Annotated in this window: 14 protein-coding genes; 4 read left to right on the forward strand and 10 right to left on the reverse strand. The window is 62.4% G+C overall.

Annotated elements, in window-relative coordinates:
- Positions 1-47 precede the first annotated feature (47 nt).
- On the forward strand, positions 48-1,445 hold the full coding sequence (gene argH, locus ACIQWO_RS19080; RefSeq protein ID WP_039399986.1) for an argininosuccinate lyase: 1,398 nt from the start codon (positions 48-50) through the stop codon (positions 1,443-1,445).
- 92 nt (positions 1,446-1,537) lie between these two features.
- Here argH and ACIQWO_RS19085 read toward each other — a convergent pair whose 3' ends face one another.
- The 7 genes from ACIQWO_RS19085 to apbC form a co-directional block, all read right to left on the reverse strand.
- The gene (locus tag ACIQWO_RS19085) at positions 1,538-2,554 is read right to left on the reverse strand and encodes a zinc-dependent alcohol dehydrogenase family protein (protein ID WP_402827500.1); all 1,017 of its coding nucleotides are present in this window, start codon (positions 2,552-2,554) and stop codon (positions 1,538-1,540) included.
- 70 nt (positions 2,555-2,624) lie between these two features.
- Positions 2,625-2,924 (reverse strand): hypothetical protein, encoded by a 300-nt coding sequence (locus tag ACIQWO_RS19090; RefSeq protein WP_402827503.1) that lies wholly within the window; start codon positions 2,922-2,924, stop codon positions 2,625-2,627.
- Positions 2,925-2,942: 18 nt separating this feature from the next.
- Complete coding sequence (locus ACIQWO_RS19095) at positions 2,943-3,752, reverse strand: zinc-binding dehydrogenase (protein ID WP_402827506.1); 810 nt, start codon at positions 3,750-3,752, stop codon at positions 2,943-2,945.
- A gap of 304 nt (positions 3,753-4,056) precedes the next feature.
- Entirely contained in the window at positions 4,057-5,277 is a 1,221-nt protein-coding gene (gltS, locus tag ACIQWO_RS19100) for a sodium/glutamate symporter (protein WP_402827509.1), read from the reverse strand.
- Positions 5,278-5,636: 359 nt separating this feature from the next.
- Positions 5,637-7,922, reverse strand: a complete 2,286-nt coding sequence (locus tag ACIQWO_RS19105) for an Orn/Lys/Arg decarboxylase N-terminal domain-containing protein (protein ID WP_402827512.1) — start codon at positions 7,920-7,922, stop codon at positions 5,637-5,639.
- A gap of 103 nt (positions 7,923-8,025) precedes the next feature.
- Positions 8,026-8,595 carry a dCTP deaminase gene (gene dcd / locus ACIQWO_RS19110; protein WP_039373928.1) on the reverse strand — a complete coding sequence of 190 codons (570 nt, stop codon included), beginning with the start codon at positions 8,593-8,595 and terminating at the stop codon, positions 8,026-8,028.
- Positions 8,596-8,749: 154 nt separating this feature from the next.
- Positions 8,750-9,832, reverse strand: a complete 1,083-nt coding sequence (gene apbC, locus ACIQWO_RS19115; protein ID WP_150577481.1) for an iron-sulfur cluster carrier protein ApbC — start codon at positions 9,830-9,832, stop codon at positions 8,750-8,752.
- A gap of 274 nt (positions 9,833-10,106) precedes the next feature.
- On the opposite strand from apbC, the gene ACIQWO_RS19120 reads away from it, so the two are divergent.
- Together ACIQWO_RS19120 and metG are read left to right on the forward strand one after the other, a co-directional pair.
- Complete coding sequence (locus tag ACIQWO_RS19120; RefSeq protein WP_046291162.1) at positions 10,107-10,769, forward strand: OmpA family protein; 663 nt, start codon at positions 10,107-10,109, stop codon at positions 10,767-10,769.
- Between the two features lie 364 nt (positions 10,770-11,133).
- Positions 11,134-13,239: a methionine--tRNA ligase gene (metG, locus tag ACIQWO_RS19125; protein ID WP_402827521.1), complete on the forward strand. Its 2,106-nt coding sequence runs from the start codon at positions 11,134-11,136 to the stop codon at positions 13,237-13,239.
- Between the two features lie 84 nt (positions 13,240-13,323).
- Here the strand turns inward: metG and ACIQWO_RS19130 are convergent, their stop codons facing one another.
- Positions 13,324-13,785 (reverse strand): Lrp/AsnC family transcriptional regulator, encoded by a 462-nt coding sequence (locus tag ACIQWO_RS19130; protein ID WP_402827524.1) that lies wholly within the window; start codon positions 13,783-13,785, stop codon positions 13,324-13,326.
- A 117-nt stretch (positions 13,786-13,902) separates the two neighbouring features.
- Between ACIQWO_RS19130 and ACIQWO_RS19135 the strand changes: the two genes are divergently transcribed.
- Positions 13,903-14,145, forward strand: a complete 243-nt coding sequence (locus ACIQWO_RS19135) for a DUF6356 family protein (protein ID WP_402827527.1) — start codon at positions 13,903-13,905, stop codon at positions 14,143-14,145.
- Between the two features lie 49 nt (positions 14,146-14,194).
- On the opposite strand, the gene bamE is transcribed toward ACIQWO_RS19135, so the two are convergent.
- Positions 14,195-14,731, reverse strand: a complete 537-nt coding sequence (gene bamE / locus ACIQWO_RS19140) for an outer membrane protein assembly factor BamE (RefSeq protein ID WP_402828230.1) — start codon at positions 14,729-14,731, stop codon at positions 14,195-14,197.
- Between the two features lie 128 nt (positions 14,732-14,859).
- Entirely contained in the window at positions 14,860-19,056 is a 4,197-nt protein-coding gene (locus ACIQWO_RS19145) for a translocation/assembly module TamB domain-containing protein (RefSeq protein WP_402827530.1), read from the reverse strand.
- Positions 19,057-19,063: the final 7 nt, after the last annotated feature.

Here is a 19,063-nt window from a genome sequence, read left to right on the forward strand (position 1 = left end):
GCTTTGCCACGGTTCCGCTACGTTCCACGTTTGGCCACGCTACGACAATGACCTCCCAACTCCACAAGAAAGGCGAAGCCTGGTCGGCACGCTTTTCCGAACCCGTTTCCGATCTCGTCAAGCGCTATACCGCGTCGGTGTTCTTCGACAAGCGCCTCGCGCTGTTCGACATCGAAGGCTCGCTCGCCCACGCCGACATGCTGGCGGCGCAAGGCATCATCAGCGCACAGGATCTGGCCGACATTCAGCGCGGCATGACGCAGATTCGCGGCGAAATCGAAGGCGGTCAATTCGAGTGGCAACTGGATCTCGAAGACGTCCACCTCAATATCGAAGCCCGCCTGACCGCGCTGATCGGCGATGCTGGCAAGCGCCTGCACACGGGCCGCTCGCGTAATGACCAGGTCGCGACCGACATCCGCCTGTGGCTGCGCAGCGAGATCGACAACATCGGCACGCACCTCGGCGATCTGCGCCGTGCGCTGCTGGATCTGGCCGAACAGCACAGCGCCACGATCCTGCCGGGCTTCACCCACCTGCAAGTCGCACAGCCGGTGACGTTCGGTCATCACCTGATGGCTTACTTCGAGATGTTCAGCCGCGATGCCGAGCGCATGCTCGACGTGCGTCGTCGCGTGAACCGCCTGCCGCTGGGCGCTGCCGCCCTCGCAGGCACGAGCTATCCGATCGACCGTGAGCGCGTGGCCGCAACGCTGGGCTTCGAAGAAGTCTGCACGAACTCGCTCGACGCCGTGTCGGATCGCGATTTCGCCATCGAATTCACCGCTGCCGCCGCGCTCGTGATGACGCACGTCTCGCGTTTCTCGGAAGAACTGGTGCTGTGGATGAGCCCGCGCGTGGGCTTCATCGATCTGGCCGACCGTTTCTGCACGGGTAGCTCGATCATGCCGCAGAAGAAGAACCCGGACGTGCCGGAACTGGCGCGTGGCAAGACCGGCCGCGTCAATGGCCATCTGATCGCCCTGCTTACGCTGATGAAGGGCCAGCCCCTCGCGTACAACAAGGATAATCAGGAAGACAAGGAGCCGCTGTTCGATACGGTCGACACCGTGATCGACACGCTGCGCATCTTTGCGGACATGGTGCCGGGCATCAAGGTGCGCGAAGCCAATATGCGTAACGCAGCGCTGCAAGGCTTCTCCACGGCCACCGATCTGGCCGACTACCTCGTGAAGAAGGGTCTGCCGTTCCGCGACGCCCACGAGATCGTCGCCCACGCGGTGAAGATTTGCTCGGATCGCGACATCGATCTGGCCGATCTCTCGCTCGCCGAACTGCAGAAGTTCTCGCCGCTCGTCGGGGAAGACGTCTTCGAATACCTCACGCTCGAAGGCTCCGTCGCCAGCCGCAACCACATCGGCGGCACCGCCCCGGCGCAGGTGCAGCGTGCGATTGCCGCAGCACGTGCGAAGCTCGCGAAGTAAGCGGCTTCGGCGTCTTTCGGCGCTCAGCAATGAAAAATGCCACCCTCGGGTGGCATTTTTTATTTCACGAGTTCTAAAGGCGATGCTGTGCGTTAGAGCACAACCACAATTTTCCCGACTTGCTGGCCTTTCTCCATGTAGCGATGTGCATCTGCAATTTGCGAGAACGGGAATGTGCGATCGATGCGCGGTTTCAACTGGCCGCTGTCGAGCTTTTCATACACGTAGCGCTCGGCGTTCTTGAGCGCTTCGGGATCGCCCGTGATCGAGAACATCGTATAACCCATCATCTTGAAGGGCTTGCCCTGGGCACCCTGCCCCCAGGCTTCATAGATCGGGAAGGGGGTCGGTTCGGGAGCCAGATTACCGTAGACCATGATGAGTCCGTCGCGCGCCATGGCCTTGGCGAGTTCGAGGATGCCGGAACCCGCGACGGCATCGAACACGATCTTCGCGCCGACGCCGTTGGTGATTTCCAGAACGCGTGCAGCGACATCTTTTTCTTCATCGGTCACGATCACATGGTCGGCACCTGCGGCCAGGAGTTCGTCGCGCTTGTCGGCGCCGCGAGTGGTCGCAATCACGATACCGCCTTCGGCCTTGACGATCTGCGTCGCGGCGATGCCGACCGAGCTTGTAGCTGCGGTCAGAACGACATAGTCCCCCTTAGCTACGCGGCCGTTGTGCACGATCGCGCCGTAGGCGGTGATGTACTGCATCCAGAGGCTCGTACCTTGCTCGAAGGACAGATACTCCGGGTAAGCCGCTAGCGCAGCGGCGGGAACAATCGCCACTTCACCATAGACCCCGTACTGGTTCAGCGGGAAGGCAGGCACTGTCGAGCGTACCTTGCCGACGAGAGCCGCATCGACGCCCGGGCCTACAGCCTCGACGATGCCCGATGCCTCATAGCCGAGCTTCGAGGGGAAGTTCGGCTCGAGGAAATACTGACCTTCGCGGAACATCACTTCGGCACGGTTCAGGCCGATCGCCTTCACCCTGAGGCGCACCTCGCCGGGGCCAGGCTCAGGCAGCGGCAGTTCGTCGATACGCAGTACGTCCGCGCCACCTTTCTCATGAAAGCGCACGATTTTCACCAGATTCGTCATATTGATTCTCCATACCTCGCTAGCGAGGTTTTCATGTAAATAAGAAGGCCGGTTCCGCTTGAAAGAGAATTCAGCCCCGGCTGGGATCGATCAGGAATTTCTCGCCCGTCGCCTTGCGGTCAAAGGCGCGCAGCATCTCGGGCTGTAACACTTCAGCCAGGCCGATGGTGCGTGTGTAGGGGCTGGCAAAAGTGGTGGTCAGTTCATTGGCCACACGCTGGCGAAAACGCTGAGCGACCTCCGGTCCGACCTTTGGCAAATAGTGAAAAAGCAGCCATGCCGAAACGCTCCAGGCATAGCCCAGCGCGGAGCGGTCCAGCATCGTCGGCGCAGTGTCGAGGCTGCCGTAAATGTAGAGTTGCTTGAACACCGTGGTGCCGTAGCGGCTTTATGCGCCTGGCGTCCGGGCGGCGGCACGCTCCATCGCCCGCAGGATGTCACTTCCGAGCTTTCCGCCGCCGATCGCGTCAAAAGCGATGGTGGCACCTGTCTCTGCAACTGCTTCAGTCAGCTGCGCAACAAAATCCTCGTCCTTGCTGTTCAGCACGTGCGTTGCACCAATGCTCCGCATAAGTGCGGCCTGTTCTTCGGAACGAACGATGTTGACCAACGGGATGCCGTCGGCGAGGCAAATCCGTTGCAGCATCTGGCCGAGATTGGATGCTGCAGGGGTGTGGACAATGGCCTTGTGGCCTTCTCGCTTAGCGGTTTCGACGAAGCCGAGCGCGGTGAGCGGATTGATGAACATTGAGGCGCCATCGGCGGCGCTAGCACCGTCAGGAAGCGTGATGACATCACTCACGTTGATCTTGCGGTAATCGGCGTACATCGCACCGCCATACATGCCGACCCGCTTGCCTTGGAGAGCGACTGCGTTCTTGCCCGCCGCAATAACCGTACCCGCACCTTCATTCCCTACGGCCAGCGACTGGCCGATCCGTCCAGCGACTGCTTTGAGCCGCGCCGGCGGTACGGTCAGCTTGAGGGTCGTCAATGGCGAGCCAACCGGGGGCTCGATGTGGGACAAATCTGCCGGTCCCAGCAGCAGCCCTATGTCGCTGGGGTTGACTGGCGTCGCCTCGACCTGCACGACGACTTCATCATCACCAGGTTCCGTCAATTCAACTTGATCCAACGAGAGAACGAGCGTGCCGCTCTCGTCGATCGTCGATCGCAATTCGCGTCCGATCCAGGCCATGTTCCTACCTCCAGTAACTGTGTCCGAGCGTTCGCCTGTTTGGCGAGCATCGGGGGTCATGTTTCAATTCTCGAAAACGTTTTCGATATTCGCAAATCTTAGCACGCTCTTTTGATCCACGTTGGGGAGGAGCACTTACTTGCGTTCTACACGCCGGATTGTTTTCTTTATTATTCGAAAACGTTTTCGTTTTTTAGCACATTTCTGCAGGAAACGTCTGCAAAGGCGTGTTTGCGAAGGCGTCAGACACCGCCACCAATGACTCGGTGGCGGCCATCTTTTATGAACCGGACGAATCGCGTCGTCAGAACAACGGCAACGACAGGAAGCCCTTGATGACGAGCGCGTTCAGGATGTCGATGAAGAACGCCCCCACCATCGGCACGATCAGAAAGGCGAGGTGTGACGGGCCGAAGCGCTCCGTCACCGCCTGCATGTTGGCAATCGCCGTCGGCGTCGCGCCCAGCCCGAAGCCGCAGTGACCTGCTGCGAGCACAGCCGCGTCGTAGTTGCTGCCCATCACGCGGAACGTGACGAAGATCGCGTACGCCGCCATCGCCACTGCCTGCGTCACGAGAATGACGATCATCGGCACGGCCAGCGTCGACAAGTCCCACAGTCGCAGGGCCATGAGCGCCATCGCGAGAAACAACGACAGACTCACGTTCCCCAGCACAGACAGCGAACGGTCGAAGACTTCGTAGCGGACAAGCGAGAGCAGGTTGCGCACGAGCACGCCCGTAAAGAGCACGCAGACGAACGTCGGCAATTCGAACGGCGTATCCGACAGCCCTGTCGCGATCAGCTCGCCACCGAGCAGACAGATCGCGATCATCGCCACTGTCTCGATCAACGCCTGCGCCGTGATCAGACGCACCGTATGCGGTTGCTCGAAGCCCTCAGGTGCAGCATCCTTCGTCGCCTCAAGGTCGGGGACTTTGCCGCCGAGACGGCGTCCGACCAGATAGCGCGCCACCGGCCCGCCCAACAAACCGCCCATCACCAGCCCGAACGTGGCACACGCCATCGCAATTTCGAGTGCCGACTGCACGCCGTAGCGCGTGGTGAGCGTCGCGCCCCAGGCTGCGCCCGTGCCATGCCCGCCCGCGAGCGTGATGGAACCACCCAGCAAGCCGATGCCCGGTGCCAGCCCCATCGAGACCGCCAGCCCGACGCCGATGGCGTTCTGCATGATCAGCATGCCCGCCACGACACCCACGAATAGCACCAGTTGCTTACCGCCCGCCCGAAGGCTCGCGAGATTCGCCGACAGGCCGATAGTCGCGAAGAACGCCAGCATCAGCGGGCCTTGCAGCGAGGTGTCGAACCGCAGCTCGAAATGTCCGAACTGGCGCATCGCCAGCGTGCCGAGCGCCACCAGCAGGCCCGCCGCCACCGGCTCGGGGATGCTGTACGTGCGCAGCGGCGCGATCCATTCGACAAGCTTGCGCCCCAGCAGCAACACCAGCGTGGCGCAGACGAGTGTGCCGTAGGTGCTGAACACCAGTTCCCTCGTGACGTCCATGACCTCTCCTCCCACTCGAAAAATGCGACGAGTGTAGCAATGACATCCCAAGAAAATGATGGGAAAAATCCCAAAAGTGACGTGTTCGAGTCCAACCACCAAATTATCGTTTTAGGCCATACCACGGACGTTTGCGAGATTTTCGCGGGAATTCACAGATGTTTATGGGGAATTGCAGCAATTGAGGTTGCGACGGCATCGCGTATGAGCGGATTACGTAAGTTGCACATCGCCAATCGGCGTATGCGACGAGACCACCGCGACGTTACTCGTCGGGCCCGAAAAAAACGGCCCCATGCTTTCACATGGGGCCGTCTCTTTATGACGCTTGTCGGCCGAAGGCTTCGGCCGCGCCGGACTTACTGTCGCACGCAATCCACGAAGTACTCGGGACGGCCGTCGACTTCTTCGACCACCAGACCGTGAATGTCGGTGTGGAAGCCAGGGAAGCGCTCATTGAAGTCGCGCGCGAAACGCAGGTACTCGATGATCGCGGCATTGAAGCGCTCGCCCGGGATCAACAGCGGAATGCCCGGCGGGTACGGCGTGAGCAGCACGCTCGTGACGCGGCCTTCGAGTTCGTCGATAGGCACCCGGTCGATCTGGCGGTGCGCCAGCTTCGAGAAGGCGTCCGTCGGCTTCATCGCCGGTTGCATATCCGAGAGGTACATCTCGGTCGTCACACGCGCCACGTCGGCCGCCTTGTACACGCTGTGGATCTGATCGCACAGATCCCGCAGACCGATGCGCTCGTAACGCGGGAACTGCGCCACGAACTCCGGCAACACACGCCACAGCGGACGGTTGTGATCGTAGTCGTCCTTGAACTGTTGCAACTCGGTCAGCATCGAGTTCCAGCGGCCTTTGGTAATGCCGATCGTGAACATGATGAAGAACGAGTACAGGCCGGTCTTCTCCACGATGATGCCGTGCTCGGCCAGATACTTCGTCACGATGGCGGCCGGGATGCCGCTCTCGCCGAACTCACCGCCCACGTCCAGCCCCGGCGTGATGATCGTCGCCTTGATCGGGTCGAGCATGTTGAAACCGTCGGCCAGATCGCCGAAGCCGTGCCAGCGGTCGTTCGCGCGCAGCACCCAGTCCTCGCGCTGGATCGGGCCCTCGTCGCCCAGATTCTCCGGGCCCCAGACCGAGAACCACCACGAATCGCCGTACTCCAGGTCCACCTTGCGCATGGCACGGCGGAAATCGAGCGCTTCGACAATCGACTCTTCGACCAGCGCGGTGCCGCCCGGCGGCTCCATCATGGCGGCGGCCACGTCGCACGACGCGATGATCGCGTACTGCGGCGAGGTCGACGTGTGCATCAGATACGCTTCGTTGAAACGGTACGTATCGAACTTGTGCGCTTCCGATTCCTGCACCACGATCTGCGACGCCTGCGAAATCCCTGCGAGCAGCTTGTGCGTGGAGTGCGTGGCGTAGATGGTCGCTTCCGACGAACGCGGACGACCTTCGCCAATAGCGTGCATGTCGCGGTAGAACTCGTGGAACGCCGCGTGCGGCAGCCAGGCTTCGTCGAAGTGCAGCGTGTCGATGTTGTTGCCCAGCACGTCCTTGATCATTTCGACGTTGTAGATCACACCGTCGTACGTGCTTTGCGTGATCGTCAGAATGCGCGGCTTGGCGTTCGGGTCGCGTTCCAGCACTTCGCGGGCGAACGGGTTGGCTTCGATCTTGGCGCGAATGACGTCCGGCTCGAATTCCGACTTCGGGATCGGACCGATGATGCCGAGGTGGTTACGCGTCGGCGTGAGGAACACCGGCACGGCTCCCGTCATGGTGATCGCGTGCAGGATCGACTTGTGGCAGTTACGGTCGACCACGACGATGTCGCCCGGCGCCACCGTGGCGTGCCAGACGATCTTGTTCGACGTCGACGTACCGTTCGTCACGAAGAAGAGGTGATCGGCGTTGAAGATGCGCGCAGCGTTGCGCTCGGACGCGCCCACCGGACCGTTGTGGTCGAGCAACTGGCCGAGTTCTTCCACGGCGTTGCAGACGTCGGCGCGCAGCATGTTCTCGCCAAAGAACTGGTGGAACATCTGACCGACCGGGCTCTTGAGGAACGCCACGCCGCCCGAGTGTCCCGGGCAGTGCCACGAGTACGAACCGTCGGCCGCGTAGTGCGTGAGCGAGCGGAAGAACGGCGGCGGCAGCGAGTCCAGGTACGACTTCGCTTCACGGATGATGTGACGCGCCACGAACTCCGGCGTGTCTTCGAACATGTGAATGAAGCCGTGCAACTCGCGCAGGATATCGTTCGGGATGTGGCGCGACGTGCGCGTCTCGCCGTACAGGAAAATCGGAATATCCGGATTGCGGCGGCGCACTTCCTGCACGAACGCACGCAGGTTGATGATGGCCAGCGCGAGTTCGCCCTCGCCTTCACCGCCCGCTTCGCTCGAGAACGTGCCGAACTCGTCGTCGTCGATGGACAGGATGAAGCTCGACGCGCGGCTCGCCTGCTGCGCAAACGAGGTCAGGTCGCCGTAGCTGGTGAGGCCGTTGACCTCCATGCCCTCGGCTTCGATAGCCTCCGCCAAAGAGCGAATCCCGGACCCGGAGATGTTTTCGGAGCGGAAGTCCTCGTCGATGATGACGATCGGAAAACGGAATTTCATTGGCGTTCCTTCGACAAAAGAACGAGCCACGGTCCGACATGGCCGTGGCTCTGGGGCATTGCGATGTGTGGGGTGCTCACCGGCGGCGAGTTAACGTATCAGGCTAGGTTTTCGGCAGCGTGACACCACGCTGTCCCTGATACTTGCCGCCGCGATCCTTGTACGACGTCTCGCAGACTTCGTCGGATTCGAAGAACAGCACCTGAGCCACGCCTTCGTTGGCGTAGATCTTGGCCGGCAGCGGCGTCGTGTTCGAGAATTCCAGGGTCACGTAGCCCTCCCATTCGGGTTCGAACGGCGTTACGTTCACGATGATGCCGCAGCGGGCATACGTCGACTTGCCCAGGCACACGGTCAGTACGCTGCGCGGAATGCGGAAGTACTCGACGGTGCGCGCGAGCGCGAACGAGTTCGGCGGAATGATGCAGACATCGCTCTCGACGTCGACGAAGGACTTCTCGTCGAAGTTCTTCGGATCGACGATCGTCGAGTTGATGTTCGTGAAGACCTTGAATTCAGGCGCACAGCGAATGTCGTAGCCGTAGCTCGACGTGCCGTAGCTGACGATCTTTTGCCCGTCCTGGGAATACCGGATCTGCGACGGCTCGAAGGGCTCGATCATGCCGTGCTCCTCGGCCATACGACGGATCCATTTATCGGACTTGATGCTCATGTGTGGGCCTGAATTGGGGTAGTACGTAAAAAGTGGGCATATTTTACGCGAATGTTGCGGTGCGGTGATGTTTTCACTCGCAGCGCCCCGCGCCGGGCCTTCCAGCCCGGCCCGACGGGCTTTGTGACGTGCCTACCCCGCCTTCATGCCTCCCTTACGTGTTCTGCACGACGATCGACGGGAATTTGCTCGTCATGTCCTTCTGGCGCGCCGCAATCTTCACCGCGACCTTGCGGGCGATGGCCTTGTACAGCTCGGCCACACGGCCGTCCGGGTCGCCCACCACGCTCGGCATACCGGCGTCCGCGTGCACGCGGATGCTCATCTCCAGCGGCAACTTGCCCAGCAGATCGACATCGAAATCATGGCTCATGCGTTCGCCGCCGCCCACGCCGAAGATCGGCTCCTCGTGACCGCAGTTCGAGCAGATATGCAGGCTCATGTTCTCGATCAGGCCCAGAATCGGCACGCCAACCTTCTCGAACATCTTGAGACCCTTGCGCGCGTCGAGCAGCGCCAGATCCTGCGGCGTGGTCACGATGACCGCGCCCGTGACCGGCACCTTCTGCGCGAGCGTGAGCTGGATGTCGCCGGTGCCCGGCGGCATGTCGACGATCAGATAGTCGAGATCGTGCCAGTTGGTCTGGTTAAGCAGTTGTTCTAGCGCCTGCGTGACCATCGGGCCACGCCAGACCATGGGATTGTCCGGCTCGATCAGGAAGCCGATGGAACTCGCCTGCAGGCCGTGACCGCTCATCGGTTCGAGGGTCTTGCCGTCCTTCGACTCCGGCTTGCCGTGAATACCCAGCAGCGTCGGCAGCGACGGGCCGTAGATGTCTGCATCGAGAATGCCGACATTCGCGCCTTCGGCCGCCAGCGCAAGCGCGAGGTTCACGGCCGTGGTGCTCTTGCCCACGCCGCCCTTGCCCGAGGCAACGGCCACGATGTTCTTGACATTGGGAAGGAGCTTCACCCCGCGTTGTACGGTGTGCGCTACGATCTTTTGGCCGATTTCGACGGCCACGCGCTCGACCCCGGGCAGCTTGCCGACGGCTTCGGTAATACGCGTGCGCATCGCTTCGAACTGGCTTTTGGCGGGATAACCGAACTCGATCTGAATACCGACGTGGCCGTGCTCGGCCGCGACCTGCTTCACGTACTTTCCGGCGATCAGGTCCAGGCCCGTATCCGGGTCGACGATGCCACGCAGCACTTCATTGATTTGGGCGACTTCCATATGGCTCTCTCGCTCTGTCGGGGCGCACCGGGACAACCCGGCGTAGCGCTAACAACTTGTAACAACCGTGGCGCACGCTCTCGACTAGCATTCGAGGCGCGCGTGTTATGGGGAACCAGCCGACGCGGCAAGATGTCCTTGCCTGCGGTTGAAGCTCAGCGCTATTGTAAAAGACGTCGCGCCGTCAGGCTCAAAACCCCTGCGGCGCGCGCGTGCTTCAACGAAGTGCTTACGCGTGTTTCATCACAGCTAGCTAATCGATAAGGAGCCTCAAATGAACAAGAACACTCTGCGCGCTTCCGCGCTCGTCCTGGTCTCGGCCGCCATGCTGGCCGGGTGCCAGACGCAGCAGGGCACCAACACTGCCGTTGGCACCGGTGTCGGTGCAGCGGTCGGGGCGGGGCTGGGCAACCTCATCGGAGGCAACACCACCGGCACCCTGATCGGCGCGGCGGTCGGTGCAGCCGCAGGCGGTGCCACGGGGTACAACTGGCAGTCCATCAAGAACACGCTGGGCGGTCACACGGCGGGCACGGGTACCCAGATCTCCGAGCGTCCGGACGGTCAGCTTCAGGTCAATGTGCCCAGCGACGTGACGTTCGACACGAACCAGTACGCCATCAAGCCGAACTTTGCCGCCGTGCTCACCGATCTGGCGAACTCGCTTAACCAGAATCCGGGCATCACGGCCCGTGTGATCGGCCACACCGACAGCACCGGTGGCGATCGCATCAACATCCCGCTCTCGCAAAATCGTGCCAATGCGGTCATCCAGTACCTGACCTCGCGCGGCGTCGATGCTCGCCGTCTGCAAGGGGTGGGCGTCGGCTCCAGCCAGCCGGTCGCCTCGGACGCTACGGCAGAGGGCCGCGCGCAGAACCGTCGCGTGGAAATTCTCCTGCAAGCACCTCAGCAGCAACAGCAAGCGCCTCGCTAAGCTCACACCGGACTGACATCCGATCAGTCCATCCAAACGCATGCCCGGTCCGCCGGGCATGCGCGTTTCTGCGCTTCGATCGAGCCGCATGCTGCAACGCAGCATCGAAAGTCGGCACATCGGTTGAACTAATCCCCTGCCTCATCGCTCAGACCCTTCGGAAGTGCCTACCGTGGGCGCTTTCATCTCCTCTTTGTTATTGACGTTACGTGTGCCTAGTTATGCCGGAACCTCGTTCCGGCTTTTTTTTGGCCGCACGCTTTTGCACGACACGCCACTGCCCGAGCGTCCGTTTGGGCGTCAAAGTCGCCCGCCTGCTAGAATCGTCCTTTCCCGCAACCCTCAACCCACATAGTCAAACCACATGTCCCGCCGCATTCTTGTCACATCCGCACTGCCGTACGCCAATGGCCAGATTCACATCGGTCACCTGGTGGAATACATCCAGACAGACATCTGGGTACGGTTCATGCGAATGCAGGGCCATGAGGTCTACTACGTTGGCGCGGACGATACGCACGGCACGCCGGTCATGCTGCGCGCCGAGAAGGAAGGCCTCACGCCCAAGCAACTGATCGACCGCGTGTGGACGGAACACAAGCGCGACTTCGACAGCTTCAACATCTCGTTCGACAACTACTACTCGACGGATTCTGAAGAGAACCGCGAATTGTCCGAAAACGTCTATCTCGCCCTGAAGGAACAGGGCCTGATTGAGGCGCGCGACATCGAACAGGCCTACGACCCGGTCAAGGAAATGTTCCTGCCGGACCGCTTCATCAAGGGCGAATGCCCGAAGTGCGGCGCGAAGGATCAGTACGGCGATTCGTGCGAAGTCTGCGGCTCGACCTATGCGCCGACCGACCTGATCAATCCGTTCTCGGTCGTCTCGGGTGCCACGCCGATTCGCAAGACGTCGACGCACTACTTCTTCAAACTCTCGGACAAGCGCTGCGAGCAGTTCCTGCGCAAGTGGGTGTCGGGCCTCGCCCAGCCCGAAGCGGCGAACAAGATGAAAGAGTGGCTCGGTGAAGATGGCGAATCGACGCTCGCCGATTGGGACATCTCGCGCGATGCACCCTACTTCGGCTTCGAGATTCCGGGCGCGCCGGGCAAGTATTTCTACGTGTGGCTCGACGCACCGGTCGGCTACTACGCCAGCTTCAAGAACCTGTGCGCCAAGCGCGGTCTGAACTTCGACGAATGGGTCAAGCCCGGTTCCACGACCGAGCAGTACCACTTCATCGGCAAGGACATCATGTACTTCCACACGCTGTTCTGGCCGGCGATGCTCGAATTCTCGGGCCATCGCACGCCGACCAACGTGTACGCCCACGGCTTCCTGACTGTGGACGGCCAGAAGATGTCGAAGTCGCGCGGCACGTTCATCACGGCGCAGAGCTTCATCGACACCGGGCTGAATCCGGAATGGCTGCGTTATTACATCGGTGCCAAGCTCGGCAATACGATGGAAGACCTCGACCTGAACCTCGATGACTTCATCGCTCGGGTGAACAGCGATCTGGTCGGCAAGTACGTGAACATCGCCAGCCGTGCCGCCGGTTTCCTGATCAAGCGTTTCGAAGGCCGTGTCTCGGCAGACGCCATGAACGCGCCGCTGCTCGCACAGGTGCGTGCCGCCGCCCCGCAGATCGCCGCATATTACGAAGGTCGCGAGTTCGGCAAGGCGCTGCGTCTGGTGATGGAGCAGGCCGATGCGATCAACGGTTACGTCGATACGGTCAAGCCGTGGGATCTGGCGAAGGATCCGGCGCAAGCTGCGGCCCTTCACGAGGCTTGCTCGGTGTGTCTGGAAGCGTTCCGCTTGCTGACGCTTTACCTCAAGCCGGTGCTGCCGACGACGTCGCAGGCGGTGGAGCAGTTCCTGAACATCGCCCCGCAGACGTGGCAGGACGTGAACCGTCCGCTCACCGCCGATGCCGCCGTCAACGCGTACAAGCACCTGATGACGCGCGTCGAAGGCAAGCAGGTCGAAGCGTTGCTCGCCGCCAACCGCGATTCGCTGCAAGCGACGGCCCCGGTGGCCGACGCCGCCGCAGCGAAGGGCAAGGACAAGGCAGCCAAGTCCGAGAAGGCTGAGAAAGCCACTGAGAAGGCCGATGACGGCATCATCACCATCGACGACTTCGCCAAGATCGATCTGCGCATTGCACGCATCGTCGATTGCAAGGCCGTCGAAGGTTCGGACAAGCTCTTGCAACTCACGCTCGACGTGGGCGAAGCGCAAACGCGCAACGTCTTCTCCGGCATCAAGTCGGCGTATCCGCAGCCCGAAGTGCTCGTGGGCAAGCTGACGGTGATGGTCGCGAACCTCGCGCCGCGCAAGATGAAGTTCGGTCTGTCGGAAGGCATGGTGCTCGCCGCATCGGCCGCCGACGAGAAGGCAGAACCGGGCATCTACATTCTTGAGCCGCACAACGGCGCGAAGCCCGGCATGCGTGTGAAGTAACACGCGCAGTCCAGAAAGCGAAACACCCCGAGCGCCGGCGATCCGGCCTCGGGGTGTTTTGTTTTGGGGCGTCGGTGGGCTCGCTTACCGCAAGTGGTCCACCGGCAACGCCGTGGTGAACTTCACCGTTTCCATCGAAAAGCTGGCGCTGATGTCCTGAAGATCGGCCACGCGAATGAGCTTTTTGTAGAAACGGTCATAGGCCGCAATGTCGGGCAGGTAGACCTTGAGCAGATAGTCGATCTCGCCCGCCATGCGATGAATTTCGACGATTTCTGGCAATTCCCGCGCCCCCGCCACGAAACGGACCATCCACTCCTCGCTGTGCGTTGCCGCCTTGATGAAGACGAACGCCGTGACCCGCAGGTCGAGTTGCTGCGGATCGCACAGCGTCACCTGCCCGGTGATCACGCCGCTTTCGCGCAGACGCTGCACGCGTCGCCAGCAAGGCGTGGGCGACAGATGCACCGCTTCTGCCAGCTCTCCGAGGGATCGCGAGGCATCGGATTGCAGATTTTCGAGAATTGCGAGATCGGTTTTGTCCACGACGGCCACCCGGGAGGAAAATTTTTCCAAATCCTACCCCATTCGAGGGAAGATTTGGAAGCCTTTACCCGGCGACGGCAAGTAGACTTCAGAAACATTCTGAAAAAAACGCTCGCCATGAAAATCTTCACTCAACATCCCGCCTCTGTCGGCGAAAACTATCTCCAACACATGGGGACCTCGCTGTCGTTCGCTCTGCCCCTGCTCGGCGCGTGCCTTGCGTGTCTCGTCCATGCCGTACTGCCGTTCATGTTCGAGAAGACCGGCAGCCGGATCATCACGCGCCTGCACGACCGGATGGTGACGCATCGCGACCGCCGAGGCGGTCATCAGACGCAAGCGTCGCAGGCGACTCAGTAACGCCGAACCTTAACGTCGAACCTTAACGCCAAACATTGGCGCCGAACGGTCACGGCCGCTCCGACGCCGGATCCGGCGAGCGCGACGTCACCGTGACGCGGCCGTCCGGGCCGAAATGCGCGTTGAACATGCCCGGCGTGTTCACGCCGTCCTCAAGCCAGCGCCAACTCCACACCGTCTCCTTCTTGAGACGATATTCCGCGACCGTCGTCGGCTTGCCGAGCAGACGCCGCACGTCGTCCTGCGACATGCCCGGCTGCACCTGCTCGAAGTTCTCCGCCGAGAGTGCCTGCGTCACGCTGCGCAGCTTGCCGTCGGCGGCGATGTCGACCATATAAGTCCGCAACCCGCCCGGTGAACGCGGATATTCGAGACGGCGCGAACCGTCGTCGTTCTCCCACACGATCTCGGGCTTGCCCATCTGATCGCGCACCTGCGCCTCGGTCGTGACGCCCGGTTTGAGGTCGCGCAGCATCAGATCGTCTGGCTTGACGGCGTTGAACGTGTCCCGCGCCTTTTCACGCACCTTGTCGATCTGCTGCTGGTCGCAGCCGAACAGTCCCAACAGACTCGCAAGCAATCCCATAGCGACTCCCCAACGAAGGCCCCGGCGCACACCTGATTCGCGCGCCCCAAGTTCGAAATCGAGCGACGTTTTCATCGTTACCCTCCTTTTCTCTGCTGCCCTCTGTGATCGGCCGTGCTCCCGCATCATCAGTCAAAGCGACGGTTGAACAGCACGTCGAAGCCGGACAGCGAACCGGTACGCACTGCCAGTTGCCAGCGGCGCGACACCTGCCACGTGATTTTCACGATACTCGCGGCGCTTGTCAGACTTTGTTCGTATCCCAACGAGAAGTTATCCGAAATCGCCTTACCGAGCTTGACCACCTGCTCGTCATCGGCCAAACCGGAATCACTGGTGCCGATGCTGAACTCGTCGATCCCCAGATCCTTGATGATGCGCTTGCCGCCCGAGGCACCGAGCAGCGCCGTGGCGGCACCCGCCATCGCCTGACGCTGACCGAGACCCGCGCCATCCGGGCCATGTCCGAACATCAGCCACGACAGCTTCTCTTCGTCTGACACGCTCGGCTCGGAGACGAGCGTCACACGCGGCTGACGCACCGTGCCCGTCACCAGGACGCCAGCGGCCACTTCCTGATTGCGACGCATGGCCTGAATGTAGATGTTCGGGTTACCCAGCGGGCCGACGAAGTTGATCTCCCCGCGCTCGATGGCGAGTTTGCGGTCGAACGCTTCGTACGTGCCTTCCGCCACCGTAATCGTGCCGGTGCCGCGCATCGGTGTGAGCGGATCGCTTTGCACGCGCATACTGCCGCGCAGCAACAGATCGGCCCCCGCCCCAATAAAGCGGAAATCGCGTCCCAGATTCACTTCGACATTGATGTGCGGCGAGAACTGACTGGTCGGCTTGTCGCTGATACGCGCCGCTTCCTCCTTCGGATCGAGCGGCTTGGCCCGTGCCTGAGCGCCGCCGCGCACGACCACGACGTCGTCGCCCAGCTTCGGTGCGGTCGTGGGCGGCAACGCAAAGCGCGCACGGTCCACGGTGAAGCTGCCGTTCACGGCCATCGATTCGCCGCTGCCCGTGGCCTTGGCCTCGCCCGTGAGCGACAACTGACGGTCGGGTGCGGCGAACAGCTGCAACTTGTCTGCGGCGAGCGTGATGGCGAGCGTCGGCTCCGGCGTGTCGAGACGGATATTGCCTGTTGCACGCGCCGTGCCGCCACCACCGCCGGTGACAACCACGTCGCGCAGCACGATCTCGGTCGGCGTGAGCGCGATGCGCATCTTGCCGTCCTTCACGCTGACGCCCGTGTCGAACATCTGTGCCGAAAGATCGTCGGCCGTCAGTTCCCCGGTCGGACGCGGCTTCGCCACCGTGCCTGCGAGTGCCACCTGCAAGTTGGCGCGGCCCTTGAAGGCGAACTGTGCACCGGCGAGGGATTCGAACTTCGAGAGGTTCGGAATCGCAACAGAGATGCGACCGGTGAGCGGCGCATCGTCGGGTACGTCCGGAATGCCACCCTGCACGCGCAGCCCGGTTTGCACGTCGGCGTCGACCGTGCCGACCAGCGAAGACACGGCCTTGAGCGTCGTGCGCGCCGACTGCCCCGACAGATCGATACGCGTGCGCAACTCCGAGATACCGAGCGGCACGCGTGCGCCCACCCCACCCTTCTCTGCGCTCAAGCCGGGAATGCCCGTCACCGTCACCTTGACGTGATCGTTCACGCCACCGCGACGCAGCGTGACGTCGCCACTACGACGCACGATTTCCACAAAACCGTCCGCGCGCTGACCGGCGCTCACATTCCACTTGCCGTCGAGCACAAGGTCGCTGGCAATCGGCAGCGCCTCGCCGGTGAACGTCTGCACGATACGCAGCACCTGCGCGACGTCAAGCGTGTCGATCGTGCCCGCCGTCTTCAGTTGCCCGCCGCCGTAGTCGAAGTTCGCGAGCGAGAGCGCACCGGCCCCCGTCACGAGCTTCGCCGCACCGAGATGCACGCGCTGCGCGCTCGCTTCGATCTGCCAGGGCGACGCGAGATTCAGCTTCGGCACGCCACGATTTTCGAGCGTCTGAATCGTGCCCTTCCAACCCGGCTTACCACCTGCATTGGTCACGGCACCCGAGGCGTCGAGATTCATATCGAGCGGTGCTTCGCGCAACTTGCCCGCGGCCTTCAGATGCAGCGTGTGTGCGCCACGCGTACCCGCCAACGCCAGCGACAGTTTGTCGAGTCGTGCGACGCTGCTGGCGAAACCCTGCCCGTCGAGCGTGACGTTCAGCCGATCGCTCGCGACGCCAGGGAAACCGCCGCTGACATCCACCTTACCGGCCAGATGCTCCAGCTTTTGCGCGCCGAACACGAGTTTGTCGGCGGCAAGCGTTGCGGCAACCACCGGACGCTCCATCGTGCCCGAGACCTGACCGTCCAGTTGCAGACGGCCTGCCAGACCGAAGCCCAGCTTGTCGAGAGACGGGGCGTCGACGTTCACCGCCATCTTGTCGCCCGGCACACCGAAGCTGCCGCGCAACGCGACCTTGTTCCCTGCCACGAGCAGGTTCGCATCGCTGGGCAACAGCCGCGTGCCAGCCAGCCTTACCGTCCCTGCACCGCTCATCGGCAGGTCAGCGTAGACGCTGTCCTGCAACGCGAACTTCAACGCCAGCCCGAAATCGGGACGCAGCGCACCCTGTGCATCGAACTGACCGGTGATACTGGCGACCGGCGTCTTTGCACCGGGCTTTTGCGGGCCGTAGAGGTCGTACCATGCGGCGGGATCGAAACGCGTCAGCTTGATCTGCGCCTTGTAAGCGCCGGTGTCACCGTTCTCCAGCACGCCGGTTGCTGCGACCTTGCCGTTACCGGCGTCGAGCGAGAGCGCGTGAATCGTGGTGCCCTTCGCGTCGAGACCGACGTCGGCGAGCACACGACGTGCCGCGTCGCGCCAGTCGAACACGATGCGCTGGCCGGTCGCGTCGAGCTTGACGTCGAGCGGGCCGCCGAGCTTCGTCGCGGGCAGCTTGCCGTACAACGCGCGCAAATCGAGGTCGCGCATCGTGAAGGCGAAACCGCCGACCGTCGCTTCGGCATCGGCCGTGGTTTCGTTCGCGGCCATAGCAGCGCTTGCGGTACTGGCTACGCTTGCGGAAGACGTCGCCGGAGTTGCAGGCGTGGGCGTGCCTGCCGTCGCCGCTACCTTCTCCCGTCGCAACTCGCCGCTGCCGGTCAACACGGCGCGGCCTGCGAGTTTCAACTCGATGCCGGTCAATGCCTGACGCGTCTCATCGAGCAACACTTGCGTGCGCAAACTTTCCACCGGGAGCCAGCCCGCATCGATCGCGCCGGGCTTCGCGTTGGTCACCGACACCTGCCCCAGCACGCGAAATTCCTTCGCACCCGGTTGCGGTCGCAAGTCGGCCTGCACGGCGAGGTCCGCCTGCGGCGCACCCGATGCGAAATCGCGCGGATTAAGGTGATCGAGCGCAATCTGCGCGCGTGAGAGCGGCACTGGACCGAACGGCGACGCCGCGATGTGCGCCGTCCCGTTCAGCTTCTCGCCGCTGGCCGTCAGGTCGACAACGAGGGCATCGAGCGAGCCGGACAAATCGGCTTTGAGCGTGACGGGAATATCGCCCGCCTTGGCCTGCAATCCAACGTTACCGTTCAGCGCAAACGGACGCTGCCCGTTCAGTTGCAGACTGGCCTGCGCTTCGCCGTACGGCGTGCCGAGATGCTCGATCTGCACCGTGTGCTGCGTGCCGTCACTACGACCTGCGACGCGAATGTCTTCGAGGACGAGTGCAGGCGAGTGCAGCGTGAGCTTCGCCACGCGTACGTCGTTCAGCGTCAATCCCAACGGCAGACGCAGGCTTGTCGGCATCGTCGTTGGCGTGTTCGACGGTGGAGACGGCGCGAAGGCCAGATCCACATCCCCCGCACGGAGCTTGTCGACGGAGAAATGCAGCGGACGCAAACCAAGGTCCCAACGGCTTTCGAGTCGGCTGATGGTGATGCGAGTCGCGCCATCCACGTAGCGCATGTCGTTCAGCGTGAAGCCGTGCAGCACGCTGCCGCTGCGCCATTCGCCGGAGAGCTTGCCGCCGAGCGTCGAGACGGCCGTCTGCCATAGCCAGCGGCTGCCGCGCTCGCTCGACATCGCCCACACCAACGCGCCGATGGCGAGTATGACGATCAGTAGCAGTGCGAGAACGATGCCTGCGAGCGTGCGTCCCCAACGTCGATGTCGGGGTGGCGGTGGCGGCGATGCGGACGCGTTGTCCGGCGGCGGATTCCCGCTACCGTCCGTGCCCTGCGCGCCGGGGCGCTTCAACGTGGGTTCCTGTTCACCACGACCGCCTTGGCGAACATCGGTCATGGCGGTC

Source organism: Pandoraea sp. NPDC090278 (genome assembly GCF_044772185.1).
Classification (GTDB): Bacteria; Pseudomonadota; Gammaproteobacteria; order Burkholderiales; family Burkholderiaceae; genus Pandoraea.